Source organism: Streptomyces sp. NBC_01077 (genome assembly GCF_045162855.1).
Taxonomy (GTDB): Bacteria; Actinomycetota; Actinomycetes; order Streptomycetales; family Streptomycetaceae; genus Streptomyces.
On sequence record NZ_CP108669.1, the window covers coordinates 6991784 to 7015939 of the forward strand.

The 24156-nt window shown below is 72.6% G+C and carries 24 protein-coding genes; 17 read left to right on the forward strand and 7 right to left on the reverse strand.

What is annotated here, in order from left to right:
- The first annotated feature begins 34 nt into the window (after positions 1–34).
- The 9 genes from OG462_RS31745 to OG462_RS31785 all read left to right on the forward strand — a co-directional run bounded on the left by OG462_RS31745 (position 35) and on the right by OG462_RS31785 (position 8704).
- The gene (locus OG462_RS31745) at positions 35–1357 is read left to right on the forward strand and encodes an MFS transporter (RefSeq protein ID WP_406062845.1); all 1323 of its coding nucleotides are present in this window, start codon (positions 35–37) and stop codon (positions 1355–1357) included.
- A complete protein-coding gene (locus OG462_RS31750; protein ID WP_406062847.1) occupies positions 1354–2271 on the forward strand; it encodes a TIGR03619 family F420-dependent LLM class oxidoreductase in 918 nt (305 codons plus the stop codon). The genes OG462_RS31745 and OG462_RS31750 overlap by 4 nt, the downstream gene beginning before the upstream one ends.
- Before the next feature lie 32 nt (positions 2272–2303).
- Complete coding sequence (locus OG462_RS31755; RefSeq protein ID WP_406062849.1) at positions 2304–3275, forward strand: LysR family transcriptional regulator; 972 nt, start codon at positions 2304–2306, stop codon at positions 3273–3275.
- Positions 3276–3480: 205 nt separating this feature from the next.
- Positions 3481–4416, forward strand: coding sequence for a DMT family transporter (locus OG462_RS31760; protein ID WP_406062851.1), 936 nt, complete (start codon positions 3481–3483; stop codon positions 4414–4416).
- 237 nt (positions 4417–4653) lie between these two features.
- Positions 4654–5211, forward strand: coding sequence for a LuxR C-terminal-related transcriptional regulator (locus OG462_RS31765; protein WP_406062853.1), 558 nt, complete (start codon positions 4654–4656; stop codon positions 5209–5211).
- Between the two features lie 48 nt (positions 5212–5259).
- Positions 5260–5679 carry a 4-oxalocrotonate tautomerase family protein gene (locus OG462_RS31770; RefSeq protein ID WP_406062855.1) on the forward strand — a complete coding sequence of 140 codons (420 nt, stop codon included), beginning with the start codon at positions 5260–5262 and terminating at the stop codon, positions 5677–5679.
- A gap of 205 nt (positions 5680–5884) precedes the next feature.
- Positions 5885–6673, forward strand: coding sequence for an arylmalonate decarboxylase (locus tag OG462_RS31775; protein WP_406062856.1), 789 nt, complete (start codon positions 5885–5887; stop codon positions 6671–6673).
- A complete protein-coding gene (locus tag OG462_RS31780; RefSeq protein ID WP_406062858.1) occupies positions 6670–7935 on the forward strand; it encodes an FAD-dependent oxidoreductase in 1266 nt (421 codons plus the stop codon). The genes OG462_RS31775 and OG462_RS31780 overlap by 4 nt, the downstream gene beginning before the upstream one ends.
- Complete coding sequence (locus OG462_RS31785; RefSeq protein ID WP_406062860.1) at positions 7904–8704, forward strand: aspartate/glutamate racemase family protein; 801 nt, start codon at positions 7904–7906, stop codon at positions 8702–8704. The genes OG462_RS31780 and OG462_RS31785 overlap by 32 nt, the downstream gene beginning before the upstream one ends.
- Here OG462_RS31785 and OG462_RS31790 read toward each other — a convergent pair.
- On the reverse strand, positions 8701–8886 hold the full coding sequence (locus tag OG462_RS31790) for a hypothetical protein (protein WP_406062862.1): 186 nt from the start codon (positions 8884–8886) through the stop codon (positions 8701–8703). The genes OG462_RS31785 and OG462_RS31790 overlap by 4 nt on opposite strands.
- A 17-nt stretch (positions 8887–8903) precedes the next feature.
- On the opposite strand from OG462_RS31790, the gene hemB reads away from it, so the two are divergent.
- The 4 genes from hemB to hemL are packed head-to-tail and all read left to right on the forward strand — an operon-like array spanning position 8904 to position 14713.
- Positions 8904–9923: a porphobilinogen synthase gene (hemB, locus tag OG462_RS31795; protein ID WP_406062864.1), complete on the forward strand. Its 1020-nt coding sequence runs from the start codon at positions 8904–8906 to the stop codon at positions 9921–9923.
- Between the two features lie 4 nt (positions 9924–9927).
- Positions 9928–11352, forward strand: a complete 1425-nt coding sequence (hemA, locus tag OG462_RS31800) for a glutamyl-tRNA reductase (protein ID WP_406062865.1) — start codon at positions 9928–9930, stop codon at positions 11350–11352.
- Entirely contained in the window at positions 11349–13415 is a 2067-nt protein-coding gene (locus OG462_RS31805; protein ID WP_406062867.1) for an acetate--CoA ligase family protein, read from the forward strand. Before hemA ends, OG462_RS31805 begins: the two co-directional genes overlap by 4 nt.
- Positions 13412–14713, forward strand: coding sequence for a glutamate-1-semialdehyde 2,1-aminomutase (gene hemL, locus OG462_RS31810; RefSeq protein WP_406062868.1), 1302 nt, complete (start codon positions 13412–13414; stop codon positions 14711–14713). Before OG462_RS31805 ends, hemL begins: the two co-directional genes overlap by 4 nt.
- Positions 14714–14877: 164 nt before the next feature.
- On the opposite strand, the gene OG462_RS31815 is transcribed toward hemL, so the two are convergent.
- Positions 14878–15294, reverse strand: a complete 417-nt coding sequence (locus OG462_RS31815) for an organic hydroperoxide resistance protein (protein ID WP_406062870.1) — start codon at positions 15292–15294, stop codon at positions 14878–14880.
- A gap of 151 nt (positions 15295–15445) precedes the next feature.
- Here OG462_RS31815 and OG462_RS31820 point away from each other — a divergent pair, with 151 nt between their 5' ends.
- Positions 15446–16555 carry a CaiB/BaiF CoA transferase family protein gene (locus tag OG462_RS31820; RefSeq protein ID WP_406062873.1) on the forward strand — a complete coding sequence of 370 codons (1110 nt, stop codon included), beginning with the start codon at positions 15446–15448 and terminating at the stop codon, positions 16553–16555.
- Between the two features lie 224 nt (positions 16556–16779).
- Here the strand turns inward: OG462_RS31820 and OG462_RS31825 are convergent, their stop codons facing one another.
- From OG462_RS31825 to OG462_RS31835, 3 genes are all read right to left on the reverse strand, one after another.
- On the reverse strand, positions 16780–17424 hold the full coding sequence (locus tag OG462_RS31825; protein ID WP_406062875.1) for a response regulator: 645 nt from the start codon (positions 17422–17424) through the stop codon (positions 16780–16782).
- Complete coding sequence (locus OG462_RS31830) at positions 17415–18716, reverse strand: sensor histidine kinase (protein ID WP_406062877.1); 1302 nt, start codon at positions 18714–18716, stop codon at positions 17415–17417. Before OG462_RS31830 ends, OG462_RS31825 begins: the two co-directional genes overlap by 10 nt.
- Positions 18717–18808: 92 nt before the next feature.
- On the reverse strand, positions 18809–19471 hold the full coding sequence (locus OG462_RS31835; protein ID WP_406062879.1) for a DedA family protein: 663 nt from the start codon (positions 19469–19471) through the stop codon (positions 18809–18811).
- 236 nt (positions 19472–19707) lie between these two features.
- On the opposite strand from OG462_RS31835, the gene miaB reads away from it, so the two are divergent.
- Both miaB and OG462_RS31845 read left to right on the forward strand, forming a co-directional pair.
- The gene (gene miaB, locus OG462_RS31840) at positions 19708–21237 is read left to right on the forward strand and encodes a tRNA (N6-isopentenyl adenosine(37)-C2)-methylthiotransferase MiaB (RefSeq protein ID WP_406062881.1); all 1530 of its coding nucleotides are present in this window, start codon (positions 19708–19710) and stop codon (positions 21235–21237) included.
- Positions 21238–21480: 243 nt separating this feature from the next.
- Positions 21481–22263: a class III extradiol dioxygenase subunit B-like domain-containing protein gene (locus OG462_RS31845; protein WP_406062882.1), complete on the forward strand. Its 783-nt coding sequence runs from the start codon at positions 21481–21483 to the stop codon at positions 22261–22263.
- Positions 22264–22380: 117 nt separating this feature from the next.
- Here OG462_RS31845 and OG462_RS31850 read toward each other — a convergent pair whose 3' ends face one another.
- Complete coding sequence (locus OG462_RS31850; RefSeq protein WP_406062884.1) at positions 22381–22638, reverse strand: antitoxin; 258 nt, start codon at positions 22636–22638, stop codon at positions 22381–22383.
- A 51-nt stretch (positions 22639–22689) separates the two neighbouring features.
- Positions 22690–23016 carry a hypothetical protein gene (locus OG462_RS31855; RefSeq protein WP_406062886.1) on the reverse strand — a complete coding sequence of 109 codons (327 nt, stop codon included), beginning with the start codon at positions 23014–23016 and terminating at the stop codon, positions 22690–22692.
- 139 nt (positions 23017–23155) lie between these two features.
- On the opposite strand from OG462_RS31855, the gene miaA reads away from it, so the two are divergent.
- The gene (miaA, locus tag OG462_RS31860; RefSeq protein WP_406062888.1) at positions 23156–24094 is read left to right on the forward strand and encodes a tRNA (adenosine(37)-N6)-dimethylallyltransferase MiaA; all 939 of its coding nucleotides are present in this window, start codon (positions 23156–23158) and stop codon (positions 24092–24094) included.
- Positions 24095–24156 lie beyond the last annotated feature (62 nt).

Sequence of the window (24156 nt, forward strand, 5' to 3'; positions counted from 1 at the left end):
ACGACGTACACAGACGATGAACCCGGGGGGTGTGATGGGCGGCACGCGCGCGGTGGCCCTGCTCGCACTCGGCTCCTTCGCCATGGGGACCGACGCCTACGCGATGGCGGGACTGCTCCCGGACATGGGTGCCGACCTGCACGTCTCCGTCTCCCTCGCCGGGCAGTCCGTCACCGCCTTCACCCTCTGTTACGCCCTGGCCGCGCCGCTGTTCTCGGCCGGCCTCGCCCGCTGGGGGACCCGTACGGTCCTGGTGACGGCGCTCGTGGTCTTCGTCCTCGCCAACGCCGGGACGGCACTGACCGGTTCGTACGCCGGACTCCTCGGCACCCGGGCCCTCGCCGGTGCCGGAGCGGGCCTCTTCACCCCGGCGGCGGCCACCATGGCCGTCGCGCTCGTGCCGCCCGAGCGGCGCGGGCGCGCCCTCGGCCTCGTGCTCGGCGGGATGAGCGCCGGCACCGTCCTCGGCGTGCCGCTCGGCCTGCTCGTCGCCGCCGACTCCGGCTGGCGAACCGCGCTCTGGCTGATCACCGGCCTCGGCGTGGTCGCCCTGCTCGGCGTCGCCACCGCCCTTCCGGACGTCCGGGGGGCCGCCGCGCCCTCCTTGCGGGCCCGGTTCGGCGCGCTCGCCCGGCCCCGGGTCGCCGTGGTCGTCGCCGTCACCTTCACCCAGACCGTCGCCAGCCTCGGGCTCTATACCTATCTGGAACCGGTGCTCCACCGGGTCGCCGACGTCGGCAGCGCCGTGCCGTACCTCTGGGTCTGGGGCATCGGCGGGGTCTGCGGCAGCCTTCTCGCCGGGACCCTCGTCGACCGGACCGGGAGGCCGGCGCTGCTCGCCGTCGCCCTGCTCGGCACCCTCGGCGCCGCCCTGGCCCTGCTGCCGTGGACCGGAACCGTCCCCGGCCTGGTCCTGCTGCCCCTGATCGTCTGGGGTGCCGTCGGCTGGGCCTTCGTCGTACCCCAGCAGCATCGACTGCTCGCGCAGGACGGCGAGGGAGGAGCCGCCGCCGTCGGCCTCAACAGCTCCGCCACCTACCTCGGCGGCGCCGTCGGCTCCGCGCTCGGCGGCCTCGCCCTCGCCCACGGGCTCGACGCCCGCTGGCTCCCGCTCCCCGCCGCCGGGGTCGCGCTCGCGGGAGTCCTCTTCCACCTCACCGCGGTGCGCGCACTCGCCCGGCGCGAGGCCGAGGTCGGCCGCGACGCCGGGACCGGCCGCGACGCCGGGACCGGCCACGTCACCCCGGACCACGCCGACGGGACCAAGGACCACGCCGACGGCACCAAGGACCACGCCAACGGGACCGGAGCCGCGGGCGCGACCGCGGCCGAGGCCCTGGAAAGGAACACGCCATGAAATTCGGCGTCAATCTGCCCAACTACGGGTCCGAGGCCACCCCCGACGCCCTCGCCGACTGGGCGCTGCGGGTCGAGTCGATGGGTTACCACTACGCCATGGTCTCCGACCACGTGGCCCTCACTCCGGACGTCCAGCACCTCTTCCCCGCACCGTTCTACGACCCCTTCGCGACCCTCGCCTGGCTCGCCGGAGTCACCAGGACCGTGGGCCTCGGAACGACGGTGACGATCCTCCCGTACCGGCACCCCGTGCACACGGCCCGCGTCGCCGCCAACATCGACCGGTTCAGCAACGGCCGGCTCGTCTTCGGCGCGGCCGCCGGCTGGGCCGCCCGCGAGTTCGCGGTCCTCGACGTCCCGTACCGCAGGCGCGGCGCGATCAGCGACGAGTACCTCGCCGCGATCAAGGCCTGTTGGGCGAACGAGGTCGCCTCCTTCGACGGCGCCCACGTCTCCTTCCGCGAGGTGCACACCGGGCCGCTGCCCGTGCAACGGCCCGGCCCGCCCGTCTGGGTCGGCGGACACAGCTACGGCGCGCTGCGCCGGGCCGTCCGCCTCGGCGACGCCTGGCACCCCACCTCCGTCTCCGGTGACTGGCTCCTCGGCGTCGGCCTGCCCACCCTCCGCCAGGTCGCCGAGGAGCACGAGCGACCCGTGCCCGACGTCTGCCCCCGGATCAAACTCCGGGTCACCCCCCGGCCGCTCGGCCCCGGACGGCTTCTCGGCGAGGGCACCCAGGCCCAGATCGCCGACGACCTCGGACTCCTCCAGGACCTGGGCGCGCGGGCCGTCGTCCTCGACCCCACCTACCCGGGCGACCGGCGCGAGGCGGGCCGCACCGCGCGGGACCTCGACGTCCTGGAGACACTGGCCAAGGAGGTCATCGACGTGGACGCCGGCTGCGTACGATGACCGAACGGCGGCAGCGGGAGGGGGTGCGCGACATGACCGATCCGGACCTGCGGAAGCTGCGGGTGCTGAGGGAACTCAGTGAGCGCGGCACCGTCAGCGCGGCCGCCCAGGCGCTCCACCTCACCCCCCAGGCCGTCTCGCAGCAGATCAGCGCCCTGGGACGCGAGTTGGGCGTCCCGCTCACCGAACCGTCCGGGCGCCGGCTGCGGCTCACGGGGGCCGCCCGGATCGTGCTCCGGCACGCCGACGCCGTCTTCACCCAGATCGAGCAGATGCGCGCGGAACTCGCCGCCCACCAGAGCGGCGAGCGCGGCGAGGTCGCGGTCGCGGGCTTCTCCACCACCCTCTCGGCGCTGATCCTGCCCGCCGTGGCCCGGCTGCGGGAGACCCGGCCGCTGCTGCGGACCTCGCTGGCCGAGGTCGACCCGCCGGAGAGCTTCTCCCTGCTCCAGCGCGGGGAGACCGATGTCGTCATCTCCGCGGACACGACCCGGCCCGCGCCGGCTCCGGGGGGTGCGGACGGGCGCCCGGACGGACCGCCCGACGGGCGCTCCGACGGCCGTTCCGACGGGCGGTTCCACCGGGTCGCGCTCTGCGACGACCCCTTCGACATCGCCCTGCCCGCCGGCCACCGGCTCCTCGACAGCGAGCAGCTGCTCCTCGCCGACCTCGCCGACGAGACCTGGATCTTCGCCACGACCGGCCTCTGTCATGACATCGGCGTCGCCGCGTGTACGGCGGCCGGGTTCACCCCGCAGGCCTCCCACGCCATCGGCGACTGGGACGCCACGCTCGCGGCGGTGCGGCTCGGCCTCGGGGTCGCGCTGGTGCCGCGACTGGCCAAGCCGGTCCCGCGGCCCGACGTGACGATCCGCGCGTTCAGCGAGCGGGCGCCTTCCCGGACGGTCTTCGCGGCCGTACGGGAGGGGAGCCAGACGTCCCCGGAGATCGCCGCCGTGCTTGACGCGCTGCGTACGGCGGCCAGGGCGGCCGTCGCCCGCTGATCGGCGGAGCCCGACGCGCCACGACCGACCTGCGCGGACTCGATTCGCCACGGCTCGTGGACAGTACCGTCCACAAGCCGTTGCTGGACCCGTCCGACCGCCGGTGCGAGGCTCGATCCCGTACCGCGGAGAGCTCCGCGCGTCCCTCTGACTTCCTCTTCCAACTCCTTGCCGAGCCTTGCCTTCGGAGAGCGGGAACACACCCATGTCCAAAGCCACCTACACGCGGCTGGCCGCACTGAGTCTCATCTGGGGCTCCGTCTTCCTGTGGATCAAGATCGCCGGATACGGCTTCTCGCCCGTGCAGATGGTGCTGATCCGGCTCGCGCTCGGCGCCGTCGTGATCCTCGCCATCGGATACGCGAAGGGTCTCCGGCTCCCCAAGGAGGCCGCCACCTGGGGTCACCTGACCGTCGCCGCGCTGCTCGGCAACGCGGTCCCGTGGACCCTCTACGCCGAGGGGGAGATCGCCGGATCGAGCAGCGTCGCCGCGGTCGTCAACGGCAGCGCGCCGATCTGGACCCTGGCCGCCGCCCTGCTGCTCGGCCAGGAGAAGCGGGTCTCCGGCTTCAAGGCCGGCGGCGTGCTGCTCGGCCTCGGCGGCACCGCGCTCATCGCCTCGCCGTGGAACTCGGCCTCGGCCGGGACCGGTTGGAGCATCCTCTGCTTCGTCCTCGGCTCGATCAGCTTCGGCGCCAGCTTCGCCTACATGGGCAAGTTCCTCGTGGGCAAGGGCATTCCGCCCCTGATGCTCGCGGGCGGGCAGCTCAGCGCGGCCACCGCGCTGCTTCTCGTCGCGTTCCCCTTCCTGGGACTGCAGACCATCACCTGGCGCACCGACTCGGTGATCTCCGTCCTCGTCCTCGGCGTGGTCTGCACCGGCTTCGCCGCGCTGCTCAACTTCGAGCTGATCATCAAGGACGGGCCCACCGTGGCGTCCACGGTCACCTATCTGATGACCGCCGTGGCCGTCGTCCTGGGTGCCGTGGTGCTTCAGGAGCCCCTCGGCTGGACCGTATGGCTCGGGGCGGTGGCGGTGCTCGCGGCCACCGGTCTGCTCCGGCGCAAGCCGCGCCCGGCGCCCGAGCCCGAAACGAAGCCCGAGGCCAGCTCCGTACCGAGCGGGGCGGCGGCCGAATAGCCATCCCGCGCCGAACACCGGCACAGCAGGGCGCCACCCGGCCGTTCTCGGCGGCCGGGCGTGCGCCATTCCCTCAGGTCCCTCAGGAAATGCCGGGCCCGCCGCCCGCAACATTGTGTTCATTCATGGGGCGGGTGGTGGGTGGTAGCGTCACAAGCGGAAACACCGGCCTTTATGGGGGAGTCGTACGTGGCTTTTGTGGTCGAACTCGTTTTCCGTGGCAATGAGACGGACCGGTTGAGTTTCGGAGAGGCTCACCGGACCTACTGGAAAAGGATGGCCGCGCGCGGCATCCTGCTCGGTGGCGGCCCCTGGCGGGACGGCACCGGGGAACTCCTGCTCTGTGAGGCACCGGACCGCCGCACGCTCTTACGGGTCCTGTACGCCGACCCGTACGCACAGGCGCAGGTCTTCGGCGAGTTACGGGTCCGGGAATGGAACGCGGTCATGGGGCACGTGGTGCTCGCCGGCCTGGAGCGGTCCACCGGTGGCGCCGGGACCCACGAGCGAATACGCGGGGGCGTCACGGCCCTCGCCCCGCCGGCCGTCACCGCGCCCGCCCCGCCGGTCGTCCGTGAGGAGTCCGCCGTCCGTGAGGAACTGACCGCCCACGAGCGGCGGATCGCCACGATGATGCTCGACGGACTGACCAACAAGCAGATCGCCGAGTCCTTCACGGTGTCGACCCGGGCGGTGGAACTGCACATCACCCGCATCTACCGCAAGCTCGACATTCGCCGGCGCGCCCAACTGGCCGCTGCCATCGACCGGTTCGAAGCCGCGCTGGCCTGCTGATCCTTCTGTCCCACCCGTATCCGCACACATATCCGTTGGGGAGTCGTCATGCCGCTGGTCGAGATAACCGTTCCCGAGGGCGCCCTGTCCGAGGCCGCCGCGGAGGTCCTGCAGCAGCAGGTCGCCGACTCCGTGCTGACGGCCATGGAGCTGCCCGGTACCGACTTCTTCGCCGCCGCCACCTGGGTGTACGTCCGTGAGGCCGCCAAGGGGCTCGCGACCACGGGAGCCGGCACGGCCCCGGGCGTCCTGGTCGTGGTCACTCCCCTGGAGGGCTTCCTCACCCCCGAGCGCAACGAGGCGCTCTCCGTCGAGGTGACCCGGCACGTGCAGGCGGCGACCGGTCCCGACACCGTCGTCTGGCTCGTCGTGAACGAGATTCCGGAGGGCAACTGGGCCGTCAACGGCGGTCTGACCCGCCGCGCGAAGATCGACGAATTCGTCGCCGAAGCCGCCAGGGCCAACTGAATTCCATTCCCGTATTTCCCGGCGTTCCATGATTTGGACGCCGTGCGTATTTCCGCATCTGGATCCGCAATCTGGATCCGCGTCGGGATCCGCATCAGGATCCGCGTCGGGATTCGGCCACGGGTGCGGAATCCCGTATCGATGTGCGGGCCGTTCCCCTCGTACGGTGATGTCAATGGCACCGACGGATGGGAGTGACTCGTTCATGGCTCTGCATTCGGCGCCGCGACTCGGTGTGGTGGTTCCTTCGGGAAACGCCGCGGCCGAACCCGAGATCGGCAGCCTCGTCAGCCCCGCATTCAATGTCCACACCTCACGCTTCCCGGTCCTTCCCGGAAAAGACCTCCGGGGTCGCCTGGAGAAGTACAACGACGTACTCCCCGAAGTGCTGGGGAATTTCGGCGGGCTGCGCCTCGACGCGGCCGTCGTCTCCTGCACCGGTTCGCACTACCTTCTGACGCCGGACGGCGACCGGGCCCTCTGCGCGGAGCTCTCCGAGCGCGTGGGAGCCCCCGTACGGTCGGCGGCGCTCGCCATCCTCGACACGGCGCGGGCGGTGGGCTCCGACCGGCTGGTCCTGATCTCGCCGTACGAGCCCTGGCTCACCGAACTGTCCCACGCCTACTGGGAGTCGGCAGGGCTCACGGTCGACCGGGTGGTCAAGATCCGGGCCGGCGCCCGCTTCTCCCCGTACGACGTGACCACCGAAGAGCTGGTCGCCCAGGTGCGAGAGGCTGAACTCCCCGAGGATGCCACGCTGTTGTTCACCGGCACCGGCATGTTCACCTTCGACGCGCTCGCCGAGCTCGGGCGGGACAGCGGGCGCACCCTCCTCACCTCCAACCTGGCGAGCGCCTGGTGGGCCAGGGACGCCCTCGGTCTCCCGGCCGACGGCACGGACGCGCATCCGCTGCTGCGCCGGCTCGCCGGGCGGACCGGCGGCCGGAGCGGCCGTGACGGCGCAGCCGGTCGCGATGCCGTGGCCGTGTCGTGAGCGGCGATACCGCCGCTCGCGGAACGGTCGCCGTCGTCGGAGCCGGGCCCGTGGGCCTGACCGCCGCGCTCGTCCTCGCCCGGACCGGCGTGCCGGTGACCCTCCTGGAATCCCGGGAGGCGCTGGCCACCGAGTCCCGCGCGTCCACCTTCCACCCCTCCACCCTCGACCTCCTCGACGAGCTCGGCGTCGCCGCCGCGCTGCGCCGCCAGGGCCGTACGGTCGACCGCGTCCAGTGGCGCGACCTGGACGGCGTCGTCCACGCCGAGCTGGACTACTCCGTGCTCGCCGGGCACACCGCTCACCCGTACCGGCTCCATGTCGAACAGGCGCGGCTCACCCCGCTGTTGCTCGCCGAGCTGACCGCGACCGGCCTCGCCGACATACGGTTCGGGGTCACCGTCACCGGGGCCGAGGACACCGGCGACGGGGACTCCGGGAGCAGGGTGCGGCTGCGCACCGAGGACGCGGCGGGGCGGGTCACCGTCACCCGACACCCGTACGTCCTGGCGGCCGACGGCAGCCGCAGCCGGCTCCGCGAGATCGCCGGACTTCCCGGCACGGCCCAGGAGTACCCGGACTACGCGCTCCGCGTGGTCACCGAGACACCGCTCGACGAGCTGGTCCCCGGGCTCGCCCCGCTCTCCTACGTCCGCGACGCGCGGGCCTCGTTCAGCGCGCTGGGGATGCCGGACCACTGGCGGCTGATCTTCAGGATCCCGCGCGGGACGGACCGCGACGCGGTGCTCGCGCCCGAGGCCGTACGGGCCAGGGTCGAGCAGGCCCTGCCGGGTGCAGCCGGGAGGGCCGTACGGATCGCCGACGCGCACACCTACCGGCTCGCACGGTTCCTGCTGCCCCGCTACCGGGCCGGCCGGGTGCTGTTCGCCGGGGACGCGGCCCATCTGACCTCCACCGCCGGCGGCCTGAACATGAACTGCGGGATCCACGACGCCGTGGAGACGAGCCGGGCCCTCGCCGCCGTACTGCGGGGCGAAGGGGCCGACGGAACCCTGCTCGACGCGGCCCTCGAACGGCGCCGCTCGGTCGTCGAGACGGCCGTCATCCCGCGCAGCGAGGCCCGTACGGCGGGACTCGACAGCGCGGCCGAACTCACGGCCCGGCTCGCCTCGTTGAGGCGCACCGCCGCCGACCCCCGCTCGGCCGCCGACTACCTGCTCAAGGCATCACTTCTCGACGTCGCACCACGACCACTGAAGGGTGACGCACATGCGGATCTGGTTTCACAAGCACACCGTTGAGGGACGGCTTCCCCTGCTCGACCAGTGGTATCGCGAGCACCTCGACGCGATAGCCGCGCCCGGCACCACCGTCGACATCAAGACCCTGCCCGCCGACACCTACCCCGACGCCACCCCCTTCGGGCTCGTCGGCCACCACTCCGCCCAGGTGCTGTTCAGCCGGCACTTCTCCGAGTCCGCGCTGGTCGCGGAGCGGGAGGGCTACGACGCCTGGGTGATCGCCGCCGGCCAGGACCCCGGCCTGCGCGACGCCCGTCACCTCGCCTCCATCCCGACCCTCGGCTACGGCGAGACGGCCTTCTTCCTCTCGGCGCTCACCGGTCAGCGTTTCGGTGTCCTCGGCTTCATGCCGCCCCTGGAGGAGCCCATCCGGGCCAACATCCGGCAGTACCGCCTGGAGTCCTCGCTCAGCTCGTACGAGGTCGTCCCCGGCGGCTGGGACTCCGTACACCGGTCCCTGGAAGGGGACTTCGACCAGTTCGTCGAGGTGTACTCGGCGGCCGCCGAGCGCGCCGCGCGGGCCGGCGCCGAGGTCATCATTCCCGCCGAGGGCATCCCCAACGAGATCCTCTGGCACCTCGGCATCCACGAACTGCACGGCCTGCCCGTCATCGACCCGGCGGGACTCGCCGTCAAGCTCGCCGAAACCCTCGTCCAGCTGGGTGAGTTGAAGCTCTTCCAGCGCAGCGGGCACGGCTACTGGTTCAGCCGCCCGGACGAGCCGGTCGCCAAGCACCTGGAGCAGGTGTTCCTCGGCGAGGCCCTCTAGGAGATGCCGTGTCCGCCGCCTTGTGCGCCCACCGCGCCCCGCACCTGCACCGCGCCCAGCACCCGCACCGGAACCCGCACCAGGCCGTTCCGCGCGCCCCGCACCTGCACCGGAACCCGCACCCCGCAGTTCCGCGCGCCCCGCACCCCGCAGTCCTCCGCGCCCCGCACGCCGCCATGCATTCAAGGGAGTCACGCTCATGACGTACGACGCCTACGGCCGCAACACCGCGGCCACCGACCCCGCCGCCCCTTATTACCGCCCCCGCCGGCTGCGCCGCACGCCCGCGCTGCGCCGGTTCGCCGCAGAGACCCGTGTCGGCCCCGCCAATCTCGTCCAGCCCCTCTTCCTCCGTGAGGGCCTCACCGAGGCGCGGGAGATCCCCTCCATGCCGGGGGTCTTCCAGCACACCCGGGACACCCTCCGGAAGGCCGCCGCCGAAGCGGTCGCCAACGGGGTCGGCGGACTCATCCTCTTCGGCATCCCCGAGCACAAGGACCCCACCGGCACCGGCGCCGTCGACCCCGACGGGATCCTCCAGGTCGCCCTCCGCGACGTCGTCGCCGAGGTCGGCGACTCCACGGTGATCATCGGCGACATCAACCTCGACGAGTACACCGACCACGGCCACACCGGAGTCCTGGACGCCGCCGGCGACGTCGACAACGACGCCAGCATCGAGCTGTACGCGCAGGCCGCCGTCGTCCAGGCCGACGCGGGCGCCCAGATCGTCGCCCCCAGCGGCATGATGGACGGCCAGGTACGCCGGATCCGCGAGGCGCTCGACCAGGCGGGCCACCAGTCCGTGGCCATCCTCGGCTACTCCGCCAAGTACGCCTCGCACTTCTACGGCCCCTTCCGGGACGCCGTCGAGTCCACCCTGCGCGGCGACCGCAAGGGCTACCAGCAGTTCCCCGGCAACATCCGCGAATCCCTCCTGGAGGTCTCGCTGGACATCGCCGAGGGCGCCGACCTGGTGATGGTGAAGCCCGCGCTCGCCTACCTCGACATCGTCCGGCTCATCGCCGACCACGTGCAGGTGCCCGTCTCCGCCTACCAGGTCTCCGGCGAGTACTCGATGGTCGAGGCGGCCGCCGCCAAGGGCTGGATCGACCGCGACCAGGTCGTCCGCGAGAGCCTCGCCTCCATCCACCGCGCCGGCGCCACCCAGATCATCACCTACTGGGCCTCCGAGTTCGCCCAGACGCTGGACCGGTGACCCGGTGAGCCCGTCCTCCACCATGCTGGTCCTCGGCATCAGCCATGCCAGCGCCCCGCTCGACCTCCTGGAGAGACTCGCCGGCACCGACCGGCCCGCCGAGGACCTCGTCTCCGACGTGACCGCCGTCGACGGCATCGACGCCGCGGTCGTCGTCTCCACCTGCAACCGCCTGGAGATCTACGCCGAGACCCGGGGCGGCGCCGCGGGCCCCGGCGGCGCGGACGAACCGGCCGGTCTCGGCGAACTGACCGGCCTCGGACAGCTGTTCGCCCGGCACGCCGGCGTCGACCACGAGGAGATCGCCCCCCACCTCTACAGCCACCACGCCGACGGAGCCGTACGCCACCTCTTCGCCGTGGCCTCCGGACTCGAATCGGTCGTGGTCGGCGAGGACCAGATCCTCGGCCAGGTGAAACTGGGCCTCGAACGGTCCCAGCGGCTCGACCGGACCGGCCGGGTCCTCGCCAAGGCCGTCCAGACCGCCCTGCGGGTCGGCAAGCGGGCCCGCAACGAGACCGGACTCAACGAGGCGGGCCGCTCGCTCGCCACCGCCGGACTCGGTTTCTTCGAGCGCCGGGTCGGCTCCCTGCACGGCAAGACCGCCCTGGTCATCGGCGCCGGCGCCTTCGCCGGAGTCGTCGTGGCCGCGCTGCGCCGCTCCGGCCTCGACCGGGTGCACGTCGCCAACCGCACCCCGGAGAAGGCGCAGCGGCTCGCGGAGACCACCGGGGGAGTGGGGTACGACCTGACGGACCTGCCGCGGCTGCTCACCGAGGTGGACGTGGTCGTCGGCGCCACCGCCGCCACCGGCCACCTCGTCACCGCCCGGGACGTCGAGGAGGCGCTCGCCGCCCGGGACGGGCGCGAGCTGTTCGTGCTCGACCTGTCGCTGCCGCACAACATCGCGCCCGGCGCGGCGGAGCTGCCCGGCGTCACCTTCGTCGACCTGCGCCGGATCGCGGAGGAGGGGCAGGAGGACGAGATCTCGACGGCCAGCGTCCAGGCCGCGCACGAGCTGATCGACGCGGAGGTCGAGCAGTTCCGCACCGGGCTCCGCCTCGCCGGAGCCAAGCCCGTCCTCACCGCGCTCCGTACCGCCGCGAACGAGGCCGCCGAGGCCGAACTCGACCGGCTCGCACGCCGGTTGGAGGGCATCGACGGCACGGTACGGCGGGAGATCGACCGCAGCGTACGGCGCATCGTCGACAAGGCCCTGCACCAGCCCACCGTCCTGGTACGGGAGTTGGCGGCCGACCCGGACGGCGCCCGGCACATCGCCGCCTTCACCCGCCTCTTCGTGGCGGCGGAGGCCGACGGTGACACCCCGCAGCACCCGAACGAGCATGCCCCGAACGACCCGAAACACCCGAACGACCCGAACGACCCGAACGCGAAGAACGAGAAGAAGATCGAGGCCATCGCATGAGTGACATCTCGGCTCTCTGGGAAGCCGAATCCATCGCCGTCATCGGAGCCAGCGAGCGCCCCGGCGCTCTGGGCCGCAAGCCGCTCGACTACCTCCTCCGGTACGGCTACAAGGGCCGCATCCTGCCGGTCAACCCGCGCTCCCCGGAGATCCTCGGCGTCCCCGCGTACCCCAACGTGAAGGAGGCCCCGGGCCCCGTCGACCTGGCGCTGATCATGGTCTCCGCCGATCGGGTCGCCGGTGCCGTCGACGACTGCGTGGCCGCCGGCGTCAAGCTCGCCGTCATCGCCTCCTCCGGCTTCGCCGAGACCGGCGAGGAGGGCGCCCGTCTCCAGGAGGAGATCGTCGCCAAGGCCCGCGCCGGGGGCCTGCGGATCATCGGCCCGAACTGCATCGGCGCCGTCGGGTACGAGAACCGCGTCCTCGCCACCTTCAGCCCCCTCTTCGGCGCCGAGTCCGTGCCCTTCGAACCCGGCACCCTCGCCTTCGTCAGCCAGAGCGGAGCCCTCGGCTTCGGCGCGGCCAGTCTCGCCCTGGAGCGGGGCCTGCGCCCCGGCTGGGTGGTCAGTACGGGCAACGACGCCGACGTCACCGCGCTCGAAGTCCTCCGCGAGCTCGCCACCGTTCCCGAAGTCACCGGGCTCCTCGGCTACCTGGAGGACACCCCGGACATCGGCACCCTCCGTGAACTGGCCGGCTCCGGCAAGCCCGTCGCCCTGCTCAAGTCGGGCCGCACGGAGGCGGGCGGCCGCGCCGCCGCCTCGCACACCGGCGCCCTCGCCACCGACGACCGGGTCCTGGACGCGGCCCTGCGCGGCCTCGGCATCGTCCGTGTCGACGACATCGACGAACTCCTCGACGTGGCCCGGGTCTTCGAGTCCGAGCGGCGCCCCACCGGGAACCGCGTCGCGGTGGTCACCACTTCCGGCGGGTCCGGCATCCTCGCCGCCGACGCCGTCGAGGCCCACGGCCTGGAGCTCAGCGCCCTGGAACCGCGCAGCAAGGAGGCGCTCGCCGAGATCGTCCCCGCCTTCGGTGCCATCGACAACCCCGTCGACATCACCGCCACGGTCCTCAGCGACCCCTCGCTGTTCGACCGCTCCCTCGACGTCCTGATCGCCGACGACACCGTCGACATCATCGTCGCCGCCTTCTGCGTGATGGCCGGGCCCGACGTCGAGAAGGCCGTCAACGCCCTCTCCCGGGCCGCCGAGAAGGGCGGCAAGCCCATCCTCGTCGCCCGCACCGGGGCCGACTTCCTCGCTCCCGACGCGCCGCGCGACCTGCGCGAGGCCGGGCTCCCGGAGTACCCCACGCCGGCCCGCGCCCTGCGCGCCGCCGCAGCCCTGTGGGAGGTCAGCCGCCCCCGGACGCTGCCGGACCCCCCGCGCCCCGGGACCGTGCCCGGACCCGGCGCCGAGGCCACGGAACCGGAGCTGAAGAGGCTCCTCGCCGAGGCCGGGATCGCGGTCCCGAAGGGCCGGATCGCCGAGAACGCCGAGGACGCGGTGCGGGCCGTGAGCGAGGCCGGCGGTACGGCGGTGCTCAAGGCCGTGGTGCCGGGCCTGCTCCACAAGACGGAGGCCGGGGGAGTGGAGATAGGCGTCACCGCCGACACCGCGCACGAGGCGTACGCCCGGCTCGCCGCGCTCGGCGGGCAGGTGCTCGTCGAGGAACTGGTCGGCGAGGGCGTCGAGTTGATCGTGGGCGTCCACACCACCGACCTGGGTCCCGTGCTCACCGCCGGTCTCGGCGGGATCTTCACCGAGGTCCTGGACGACGTCGGCCACCGGCTCCTGCCACTCGCGCCGGGCGAGGGCGCCGAACTCCTCGCCGGGCTGCGCGGCGCGAAGATACTCGCCGGCGCCCGGGGGCGGGCCGCGGTGGACGTCGAGGCCGCCGCCGAACTCCTCCACAAGGTGGGCGAGCTGGTACAGGACTGGCCGGCCGGCTTCGCCCTGGACCTCAACCCGGTCCGTGTCCTGGAGCGAGGCGCCGTGGTCCTGGACGCGGCGCTCGGCTTCGATTCCGCTCTCGGCGCTTCCGGGGAGGCAGGCCGATGAGCGGCGCAGGGACCACGAGCAAGGCGCTCTTCGAGCGGGCCCGCCGGGTCACCCCCGGCGGCGTCAACTCCCCGGTGCGGGCCTTCGGGGCCGTCGGCGGCACCCCGCCCTTCATGGCCTCGGCCCAGGGCCCGTACCTCACCGACACCGACGGCAACGAGTACGTCGACCTGATCTGCTCCTGGGGCCCGATGATCCTCGGCCACCGCCACCCGGCCGTCGTCGAGGCGGTCACCCGGGTCCTGGACCACGGCACCTCCTTCGGAGCGCCGTCAACCGGAGAGGTCGAGCTCGCCGAGGAGATCGTCGGCCGGGTCGCCCCGGTCGAGCAGGTGCGCCTGGTCTCCTCCGGCACCGAGGCGACGATGTCCGCGATCCGCCTCGCCCGGGGCTTCACCGGGCGGAGCAAGATCGTGAAGTTCGCGGGCTGCTACCACGGCCACGTGGACGCCCTCCTCGCCTCGGCCGGCTCCGGCCTCGCCACCTTCGCCCTGCCCGACACACCGGGCGTCACCGGCGCCCAGGCGAGCGACACGATCGTCCTCCCGTACAACGACCTGGCCTCGGTCGAGAAGATCTTCGCGGAGATCGGCGACGAGATCGCCGCCGTCATCACGGAGGCCGCTCCCGGCAACATGGGCGCCGTGCCGCCGCTGCCCGGCTTCAACGCGGGCCTGAAGGAGATCACTTCGCGTCACGGGGCGCTCTTCATCTCCGACGAGGTGATGACCGGCTTCCGGGCCAGCCGCTCCGGCTGGTACGGCCGGGACGGCGTCGCCCCCGACCTGCTGACCTTCGGCAAGGTCATGGGCGGCGGCTTCCCGGCGGCGGCCTTCGGCGGTCGCGCCGACGTCATGGCCCACCTGGCCCCGGCCGGTCCCGTCTACCAGGCGGGCACGCTCTCGGGGAACCCGGTCGCCACCGCCGCCGGCCTCGCCACCCTCCGGCACACCACCCCCGAGGTGTACGAGCGGCTGGACGAGGTCTCGGCCACGCTCGGCCGCGAGGTCTCGGCCGCCCTGACCAAGGAGGGCGTGGCGCACCGGCTCCAGTACTCCGGCACCATGTTCTCGGTCTTCTTCACGGAGGACGAGGTCGTCGACTTCGACGGGGTGCGCGCCACGGAGTCGTACCGCTACACCCCCTTCTTCCACGAGCTGCTTCGCCGCGGTGTCTATCTGCCGCCCTCGCCCTTCGAGGCCTGGTTCATCTCGGCCTCGCACGACGACCGGGCGGTCGGACGAGTGGTCGAGGCGCTGCCGGCAGCGGCGGCGGCAGCGGCCGCCGCGACACCCTGACGTCAGGGCCGTACGCAAGGGTGCGGCCCTGACACCAGGGCCGTGCCCAAGGGAACGGCTCTGACGCCGGAGCAGCACACAAGGGGACGCAGGGGAAAGCCCCCGTGGCAGGACCACGGGGGCTTTCCCCTCTCATTTCCCTACGGGTGAGATTTCCGCACGGATCACGCAGCGAGATCCACCCGCACCTCGACATTCCCCCGGATCGCCTTCGAGTACGGGCAGCGCCCGTGCGCCGCGTCGGCGAGCCGACGGGCCTCGTCGGCGTCGAGACCGGGCAGTTCGACGGTGAGGACGACCGACAGATGGAATCCGCTCTCCTCCTTGTGCAGGGCCACTTCGGCGACGACCGTGTCGTCCGTCAGCGCGACCTTGGACTCGCGTGCGGAGACCCGGAGCGCGCTGTGGAAGCAGGCGGCGTAGCCGGCGGCGAAAAGCTGCTCGGGGTTGGTGGCGGTGCCGGAGCCCCCCACGGCCTTGGGGCTGGAGAGCGGAAGGTCGAGGAGCCCGTCGGAGGAGCGCACGGCGCCGTTGCGCCCGTCTCCGGTGGAGGTGACCTCGGCGGTGTAGACGACGGCCATTCGTCATGCCTTTCGGATTCGGGGAAGGGGGAATTCCCCCAGTCTCGGGCGCCGTCGAATTCCGGGCGCTACGGATCTCCGCAGTCCTTTCCGTCGCCCCCCGGAATAGCGTGGAATCCGTCACAGACCGAGAGATCCAAGGGAGTTGGCCATGGCCGGACCGCTGACCGGAGTGCGTGTACTGGAATTCGCGGGCTCGGCGCCCACCGCGTTCGTCGGGACCGTCCTGTCCGGTCTCGGTGCCGATGTCGTACGGGTCGACCGGGCGCCCGGTACGCCCCCCGGCCCCGAGGACCCGCGCCCGGCCGAGAACCCGCTCTCCCGCGGGCGCCGTTCGGTCGCCCTGGACCTCAAGAGCCCGGAGGGCGTCGAACAGGCCCTGTCGCTCGTGGAGCACGCCGACATCCTGGTCGAGGGCTTCCGCCCCGGCGTCGCCGACCGGCTCGGCATCGGCCCGGAGGCGGCCCACGCCCGTAACCCGCGCCTGGTGTACGGACGGGTCAGCGGCTGGGGCCAGCAGGGCGAGTGGGCCGCCCGCGCCGCCCACGACCTGGCGGTCCTGGCCCTGACCGGCGCCCTGGACACCGACCCGGCCACCGGGGACCCGGTGCTGCCGCCGACCGCGTACCTCTCCAGCTTCGCCGGCGGCGCCAACGCCCATGTGCAGGGGCTGCTCGCCGCGCTCCACGAGCGGGAGCGCTCGGGCCGGGGCCAGGTCGTGGACACCGCACTCGCGGACGGCGCCGCGCTGATCTCGACCCTGATCCACCAGTGGCGGGAGGTCCCCGGCAACCACACCGTCACCGACGCCCCGCATTACTCGCTCTACCGCGCCGCCGACGGCCGCCACCTCGCCGTCGCCGCCATCGAACCCCGGCTCTACCAGAACCTCCTGGAGCAACTGGGCCTCACCGACAGCAGTGCCCTCGTCGACGGCGCCCCTCTCCCCGACCGCGCCGACCCCGCCGCCTGGCCCGCGCTGCGCGACCTGATCGCCGCCCGCTTCGCGACCCGCGACCGGGAGCACTGGGTGAAGATCTTCGACGCGGTGGACGCCGGGGTGGCTCCGGTGCTCACGGCCGCCGAGGCGGCCGGTCACCACCAACTCGCCGCCCGCCGGGCCTTCGTGGCGGTCGGCGACAGCGACACCCGACAGCCCGCCCCGCCCTCCCGCTTCGACCGCACCCCCGCCGAGGCCCCGGGCCGCGCCCCCCTCCCCGGCGAGCACACCGAGGAGGTCCTCTCCGAGTGGCGCGGGTGAGCGTCCGGCCCGGGGGGGTGTCTTGTCGATCAGGCCGGGCTCGCGGCGTACACGAGCTAGGGCTCGTGTGGGCAGGCATGCGCGACGAGAGGAACGCTATTCACGGGAGAATGACGGGAGTACGAGGTAAACCGGTGCGGTTTCCCGTAATGCCACAAAGGGAAATCCCGGTGCCGCGAGTCCGGATCCGCTACGGCTCGGGATCCGCCACGATTCCGGCTTCGCTACGACTCCAGATAGCGGAGCACCGCCAGGATCCGCCGGCTGTAGCCGGTCGTGTGGGACAGCTCCAGTTTGTCGAAGACGGCGTTGAGGTTCTTCTCCACCGAACTCAGCGAGAGGTGCAGCTTCTCCGCGATGGCCGCGTTCGTGTGCCCCTGCGCGAGAGCCTCCAGGACGGTCCGCTCCCGGGGCGTCAGCCGCGCGAGCGGGTCCCCGTGGGTGGTCCGGATGACCAACTGCCGTACGACCTCCGGGTCGATCGCCGCTCCGCCGGCGTGAATCCGCTCAAGCGCGTCGAGGAATTCCTCGACCTGCGCCACCCGGTCTTTCAGGAGGTAGCCGATCCGCTCGGCGTTGGAGGCGAGGAGCTTGGCCGCGTAATGGCGCTCGATGTGCTGCGAGAGGACGAGCACGCTCACCTCGGGCCAGCGCTCCCGGATCTCGACGGCCGCCCGCAGCCCCTCGTCCGTATGGGTCGGGGGCATCCGGATGTCGACGACGACGATGTCCGGCCGTTGCTCCTCGACCTCCTTGAGCAGCGTCACCGCGTCACCCAGTGCCACCAGGACCTCGTGGCCCTCCTCGGCGAGCAGCCTGACCAGGCCCTCTCGCAGCAGGGTCGAGTCCTCGGCCAGGATTACGCGCATGGCAGCTCCGCGGTGATGGTGGTCGGTCCCCCGAGGGGGCTGTGGACGTGCAGCACGCCGTCGAGCGCGGCCACCCGGCTGCGCAGTCCCGTCAGCCCGCTGCCGGTCTCGTTCGCGCCGCCCGTGCCGTCGTCCTCGACGCGTACGGTGAGCCGCGCCCCGTCGAGCGTCACCGCCACCGAGATCGCCGAGGCCGAGGCGTGCTTGGTCGCGTTCGTGACGGACTCGGACACCACGAAGTAGGCCGCCGTCTCGACCGGCCGGGGCAGCGACGCGTCCACCTCGAAACGGGTCCGCAGCGGAATGCCGCACCGCTCGGCGACCCCGCCGATCGCCTCTTCGAGCCCGAGGCTGTCGAGCGCCGACGGGTACACCCGCCAGGCCACCTCGCGCAGTTCGGTCAGCACGCCCCGGGACTCCTCGTGCGCCTGGCGCAGCAGTGCGTCCGCCTGCTCGGGGTCTCGGCCCCGGCGCGCCCGGCCGATCAGCATGGCGAGCGCCACCAGACGCTGCTGGACCCCGTCGTGCAGATCGCGTTCGATGCGCCGCCGCTCGGCGTCCACGGCCTCGACGACCGCGGCCCGGCTGGCGGCGAGTTCGTCGATACGGCGCTGCATCAGCTCCCGCTCGGAAGGCCCGAAGCACTCCCGGGCCGTACGGGCGTCGAGCGCGGCCAGCGAGTACAGGCCCTGGACGTCGAGGAAGAGCAGCACGCTGCCGAGCAGGACCTGGGTGAGCAGCTCGGCCCAGCCGAGCGTGCCCCGGACCACGCCGTACGCCAGGAGTCCGGCCAGGACGCCGCCGAAGACGAGCAGCCCGATCACGACTCCGAAGAGCAGCCCCGTGTAGCTGCGGATCGCGAGGTAGCGCAGGATCCTCCGGTCGGAGGCCTTGTAGTGCTCGGGGAAGAGATCGCCGAAGAAGACGGAGCGGCGGACCCGTTCGACGGTGACGAGGCGCCGGGCGCCGGCCATCAGGATCTCCAGGGCACCGGACCGGGTGCGCGGCCAGAGCAGGAACGGGCCGAGGGTCGTGCCGACGACGAGGAAGAACAGGGCGCCGAGCAGCGCGGTCGCGCAGCCGAGGAGGGTCCCCGGGCCGCGCCGTAGCCAGGACGGGGCGGTCGTACGGGTGAGGCTCCCGCCCTCACCGGCGCGGTCCCCGCTTTCACCGGCGCGGTCCCCGCCGTCCCCGCCTTCCGCACCGGGTTGAGCCGGGGGCCGGTCGGACGCGGTGCCTGAGGCTGAGGCTGACGTTCGGTCGGACGCGGTGCCTGCTGAATCCCCGTGCACGGGGCCCGAGACTAGTGCGCCCGCACAGCCCGGGCAAGATCGTCCGGGCTGTGCGGGGAGCGGTGCCGTACCGGTGCGGCGGGGGCCGGCGGTCACGAGGCGCGCCGGTGCTGGGCCCGGCCGCGACCGCGCAGCCGGACCGCCACATAGGCCACGACGGCGACGACGACGAGCACCAGAACAGCCTTCGACAGGACACCGACATAGGTCTCCACGACATCCCACCGGTCGCCCAGCCAGTAGCCGGCCATCACGAGGATGCTGTTCCAGATGAGGCTGCCGATCGTGGTGAGCATGATGAACAGGGGCATCGGCATCCGCTCGACACCGGCGGGCACCGAGATCAGGCTCCGGAAGATCGGCACCATCCTGCCGAGGAGGACGGCCTTGGTGCCGTGCTTGGCGAACCACTTCTCGGTGCGGACCAGGTCCGAGGCCTTGACCAGGGGCAGCCTCCCCCAGATCGCGTGCATCCGGTCCCGGCCGAAGAGCACCCCGATCCAGTAGAGCGCCACCGCGCCGACCACCGAGCCGAGCGTCGTCCAGAACAGCGCCGAGGCCAGGCTCAGCACTCCCTGACCGGCGGCGAAGCCGGTCAGCGGCAGGATGACCTCGCTGGGCAGCGGCGGGAAGAGGTTCTCCAGGGCGATGGCGAGACCGGCTCCCGGACCGCCCATCGTGTCGACGAGGCCGGCCGCCCAGCCGGCGATGCCGTCCGCGGGCTGCTGGGCGATCGCCATGGTCGTGAGGTTCATGAGGGGACTCCAAGCCGGCCGGGAGGGTGGGGGCGGGCGCCCCGTCCTTCTCCCTCAAAGCTAGAAATCGCTGCTCAGCGCCGGTATGAGGGTTGCCGTCCACTCCGCTGATGTTCCCCGCAGGTCCGACCCTGCGGAAAACCGCAGGGTCGTGGGCACGGGGACCGGCTCCCCGGCGGGCGCCCGGCTCCCCCGCCCGGCCGGAGGCTCTCCACGGACCGCCTACCCTTGGACGCATGACGAGCAGCAGCGACCGGAGCACCGCAGTGAGCGTTGACGGCACCAAGACCTATGAGATCCGCACCTATGGGTGCCAGATGAACGTCCACGACTCCGAGCGGCTCTCCGGTCTGCTGGAAGAGGCGGGTTACGTCAAGGCCCCCAAGGGCTCCGACGGAGACGCCGACGTCGTCGTCTTCAACACCTGCGCGGTCCGCGAGAACGCCGACAACAAGCTGTACGGCAACCTCGGTCGGCTCGCCCCCATGAAGACCACGCGCCCCGGCATGCAGATCGCCGTCGGCGGCTGTCTCGCCCAGAAGGACCGCGACACCATCGTCACCAGGGCCCCCTGGGTCGACGTGGTCTTCGGCACGCACAACATCGGCAAGCTGCCCGTCCTCCTGGAGCGCGCCCGCGTGCAGGAGGAGGCGCAGATCGAGATCGCCGAATCCCTTGAGGCCTTCCCCTCGACGCTGCCGACCCGCCGCGAGTCCGCGTACGCCGCCTGGGTGTCGATCTCCGTCGGCTGCAACAACACCTGCACCTTCTGCATCGTCCCCGCCCTGCGCGGCAAGGAGGAGGACCGCCGCCCCGGCGACATCCTCGCCGAGATCGAGGCGCTGGTCGCCGAGGGCGTCTCCGAGATCACCCTGCTCGGCCAGAACGTGAACGCGTACGGCTCCGACCTCGGCGACCGCGAGGCCTTCTCCAAGCTGCTGCGCGCCTGCGGACAGATCGAGGGCCTGGAGCGGGTCCGCTTCACCTCCCCGCACCCCCGTGACTTCACCGACGACGTGATCGCGGCGATGGCCGAGACGCCGAACGTCATGCCGCAGCTGCACATGCCGCTCCAGTCCGGCTCGGACACGATCCTCCGGGCGATGCGCCGCTCGTACCGGCAGGAGCGTTTCCTCGGCATCATCGAGAAGGTCCGCGCGGCCATCCCGCACGCCGCCATCTCCACCGACATCATCGTGGGCTTCCCCGGCGAGACCGAGGAGGACTTCGAGCAGACCATGCACACCGTCCGCGAGGCCCGCTTCGCGAACGCCTTCACCTTCCAGTACTCCAAGCGCCCCGGGACCCCGGCGGCCGACATGGAGGACCAGATCCCCAAGGAGGTGGTGCAGGAGCGCTACATGCGGCTCGTCGCCCTCCAGGAGGAGATCTCCTGGGAGGAGAACAAGAAGCAGGTCGGCCGCACCATCGACGTCATGGTCGCCGAGGGCGAGGGCCGCAAGGACGGCGCCACGGACCGCCTTTCGGGCCGCGCCCCCGACAACCGGCTCGTCCACTTCAGCAAGCCGGACGAGGACGTCCGTCCCGGCGACGTCGTGACCGTCGAGATCACGTACGCCGCCCCCCACCACCTCCTCGCCGAGGGGCCCGTCGCGTCGGTGCGCCGCACGCGCGCCGGTGACGCCTGGGAGAAGCGCACCACCGCGGCCGCCGCGAAGCCGGCGGGCGTGCTGCTCGGGCTGCCGAAGATCGGGGTCCCGGAGCCGCTCCCGGCAGCCGAGGCCCCGGCCTGCGGAGCCCACTGACACCGTCCGTACCTGTGAGGGCCGAGGGCGCCCGAGCAGAGGCCACCCGGTCACGGCGGGGAGACCCAGGGGGTGTCCGCGGCGGATCATGGCCGGGGGCCGCCCCTGATCCGCCGGACAGGCACTGAACAGAAATTGCCCCGTCACGCCCGGGCGGCCTGGCAGCCGTCGCCCGGTCACGCCCGGGCGACCGGCGTGTCAGGGAACCCGGCTCCGTGGGGCGGGCGCAGTAGGCTGCCGATCATGCTTGTCGCCGCAGCCGTCTGCCCCTGCCCGCCGCTCCTCGTGCCCGAGGTCGCGACCGGCGCCGCCCCCGAGCTGGACGCCGCGCGGGCGGCCTGTACGGATGCCGTCGGGCTGCTCGCCGCGGCGCGCCCCGACCGGCTGTACGTCGTGGGGCCGGCCGACGAGGGCGCCCACGGTGTCTTCCCGGCGGGTGCGACGGGCTCCTTCGCGGGCTTCGGCGTCGACCTCTCCGTACGGCTGGGAGGCTCCGTACCGCGTGGCGATTCCGCTCGTCCCGGCGACTTCGTACCGCCGGGCGAGGGATCGGCCGACGCCCACGGTGGGCCCGCCGACGACCGCCCCCTGCCCACCGCCCTCGCCGTCGGCGCCTGGCTCCTCGACCGGGCCGACTGGGCCGACGCGCCCATCGAGGGCCTGGGCGTCGACCCGGCGGCCACACCGGACGTCTGCGCCGGGATCGGCCGCGGGCTCGCCGACTCCGCCGCACGGGTCGCCCTCCTGGTGATGGGCGACGGCAGCGCCTGCCGGACCGTGAAGGCCCCCGGCTACCTCGACGAGCGGGCCGCCGGCTTCGACGCCGAGGCCGCCCGCGCGCTCGGCGCGGCCGACGCGGCCGCGCTGCTCGCCCTGGAACCGGAGCTCGCGTACGAGCTGAAGGCGGCCGGACGCGCCCCCTGGCAGGTACTCGCGGGCGCCGCCGAGGGCGCGGACCTCGACGGCCGGCTGCTCTTCGAGGACGCCCCGTACGGCGTGGGGTACTTCGTGGCCGCCTGGTCCTGAGCCCCGCGGAAAACGGCGGACGGCCGCGGAGCGAGTTGCTCCGCGGCCGTCCGCCGTGCGGAGGGACTGTCGGGTGACGCCGGACGCGCCGGACGCCGGATGGCGGACGCCGGTACGTCAGGCGGTCGGCGGCGGTGTCGTACCGCCGCTCCCGGGCGTGCCGTCGTCCTTGTGACCGATCCGGTCCAGTGCGCCCTTGGCCTTGTCCGTACCGGAATGGATCTTGTCGCTGTACTTGCCCTTGGTCTTCTCGTCGACCAGCTTCGCGGCCTTGTCGATGCCGTGATCGATCTTGCCCCCGTGCTGCTGCGCGAGGTCGGCGACCTTGTCCTTGGCCGGGGCGAGCTTTGCCTTCAGCGAATCCAGGAGACCCATGGGGCACCTTCCCTCCGCGGACCCCCGAGGAGTCCGTGTTCCGTGTGCTGCCTACTTACGGGCGCTTTCGCCGGCCTCGTTGTCCGCGGCGGCCTCGGCCGACTGCTGCTTCGGGATCTCCACGACCTCCGCGGCGACCGCTCCGGTCGCCACCTCGTCCGCGTCGCCACCGTCCGCGTCCTCCGCGCCGTCCACGCCCGCGACCTCGACCGCGCTGTCGGCCTTCGCCCCTTCGACAACGGATTCGGCCACGGCCTCCGGGGTGTCCGTCCCGGACTCCGTGCCGCCGTCCGCCGCCGGATCGACGGCCCCGGTCTCCTCCGGCGAGGCCGAGGCCGCATCCTTCTTCTTACGGCGAAACACTGCAAAAACGCCCATATTCACTCCATAGCGTACTCGGATGGGAGGGATTCCGTGGCGATCGACGGCCGGAACCTCGCAACAGGCAACGAAGCCGGATGAGGCCCGTCACGTAGCTCATTCGGGGACGGGCCGGGAGGTTTGCGAGACTGGGGCGGTGAGAAGCGCAGCTCCCGCCCCGCGGGTCATCGCCGTTGTCGGCCCCACAGCGGCCGGAAAGTCCGATCTGGGTGTATTCCTGGCCCAGCAGCTCGGGGGCGAGGTCGTCAACGCAGACTCGATGCAGCTCTACCGGGGGATGGACATCGGGACCGCCAAACTGACGCAGGAGGAACGCGGCGGCGTTCCGCACCATCTCCTCGACATCTGGGACGTGACCGAGGCCGCCAGCGTCGCCGAGTACCAACGCCTCGCCCGCGCCGAGATCGACCGGCTGCTCGCCGCCGGCCGCACCCCCGTCCTCGTCGGCGGTTCCGGTCTGTACGTCCGAGGGGCCGTCGACGCCCTCGAGTTCCCCGGCACCGACCCCGCCGTCCGGGCCCGCCTGGAGGCCGAACTCGACGAGCGCGGCTCCGGTGTCCTGCACGCCAGGCTCACCGAAGCGGACCCCGAGGCGGCCCGCGCGATCCTGCCCAGCAACGGGCGCCGGATCGTCCGCGCCCTCGAGGTGATCGAGATCACCGGCAAGCCCTTCACCGCCAACCTGCCGGGTCCCGACTCCGTCTACGACACGGTCCAGATCGGCGTCGACGTGGCCCGCCCCGAGCTGGACGAGCGGATCACCACGCGCGTGGACCGGATGTGGGAGGCCGGCCTCGTCGACGAGGTGCGCACCCTGGAGGCCCGGGGCCTGCGCGAGGGGCGCACCGCGGCCCGCGCCCTCGGCTACCAGCAGGTCCTCGCCGCACTCGCGGGGGAGTGCACCGAGGACGAGGCGCGTGCCGAGACCGTGCGTGCCACCAAGCGCTTCGCCCGCCGCCAGGACTCGTGGTTCCGCCGCGACCCGCGCGTCCACTGGCTCAGTGGGGCCGCCGATGACCGGGGGGAACTCCCGGGGCAGGCGCTGTCGTTGGTCGAACGAGCGGTTACAGCCTGATCACGTGATGGCATCGGGACGCTCTGCCCGTCATTTCGGCGGTCAGGAGCGTGCCATCATCG

Coding starts and splice junctions, on each gene's coding strand:
- OG462_RS31825 (WP_406062875.1), bottom strand. CDS start 17,424: ATGCGCGTAATCCTGGCCGAGGACTCGACCCTGCTGCGAGAGGGCCTG.
- OG462_RS31820 (WP_406062873.1), top strand. CDS start 15,446: ATGGCCGGACCGCTGACCGGAGTGCGTGTACTGGAATTCGCGGGCTCG.
- OG462_RS31790 (WP_406062862.1), bottom strand. CDS start 8,886: ATGCATGGCGGCGTGCGGGGCGCGGAGGACTGCGGGGTGCGGGGCGCG.
- OG462_RS31755 (WP_406062849.1), top strand. CDS start 2,304: ATGACCGATCCGGACCTGCGGAAGCTGCGGGTGCTGAGGGAACTCAGT.
- OG462_RS31775 (WP_406062856.1), top strand. CDS start 5,885: ATGGCTCTGCATTCGGCGCCGCGACTCGGTGTGGTGGTTCCTTCGGGA.
- OG462_RS31750 (WP_406062847.1), top strand. CDS start 1,354: ATGAAATTCGGCGTCAATCTGCCCAACTACGGGTCCGAGGCCACCCCC.
- OG462_RS31845 (WP_406062882.1), top strand. CDS start 21,481: ATGCTTGTCGCCGCAGCCGTCTGCCCCTGCCCGCCGCTCCTCGTGCCC.
- OG462_RS31785 (WP_406062860.1), top strand. CDS start 7,904: ATGCGGATCTGGTTTCACAAGCACACCGTTGAGGGACGGCTTCCCCTG.
- hemB (WP_406062864.1), top strand. CDS start 8,904: ATGACGTACGACGCCTACGGCCGCAACACCGCGGCCACCGACCCCGCC.
- OG462_RS31805 (WP_406062867.1), top strand. CDS start 11,349: ATGAGTGACATCTCGGCTCTCTGGGAAGCCGAATCCATCGCCGTCATC.
- OG462_RS31835 (WP_406062879.1), bottom strand. CDS start 19,471: ATGAACCTCACGACCATGGCGATCGCCCAGCAGCCCGCGGACGGCATC.
- OG462_RS31855 (WP_406062886.1), bottom strand. CDS start 23,016: ATGGGCGTTTTTGCAGTGTTTCGCCGTAAGAAGAAGGATGCGGCCTCG.
- OG462_RS31770 (WP_406062855.1), top strand. CDS start 5,260: ATGCCGCTGGTCGAGATAACCGTTCCCGAGGGCGCCCTGTCCGAGGCC.
- OG462_RS31745 (WP_406062845.1), top strand. CDS start 35: ATGGGCGGCACGCGCGCGGTGGCCCTGCTCGCACTCGGCTCCTTCGCC.
- hemL (WP_406062868.1), top strand. CDS start 13,412: ATGAGCGGCGCAGGGACCACGAGCAAGGCGCTCTTCGAGCGGGCCCGC.
- OG462_RS31760 (WP_406062851.1), top strand. CDS start 3,481: ATGTCCAAAGCCACCTACACGCGGCTGGCCGCACTGAGTCTCATCTGG.
- OG462_RS31850 (WP_406062884.1), bottom strand. CDS start 22,638: ATGGGTCTCCTGGATTCGCTGAAGGCAAAGCTCGCCCCGGCCAAGGAC.
- OG462_RS31815 (WP_406062870.1), bottom strand. CDS start 15,294: ATGGCCGTCGTCTACACCGCCGAGGTCACCTCCACCGGAGACGGGCGC.
- miaB (WP_406062881.1), top strand. CDS start 19,708: ATGACGAGCAGCAGCGACCGGAGCACCGCAGTGAGCGTTGACGGCACC.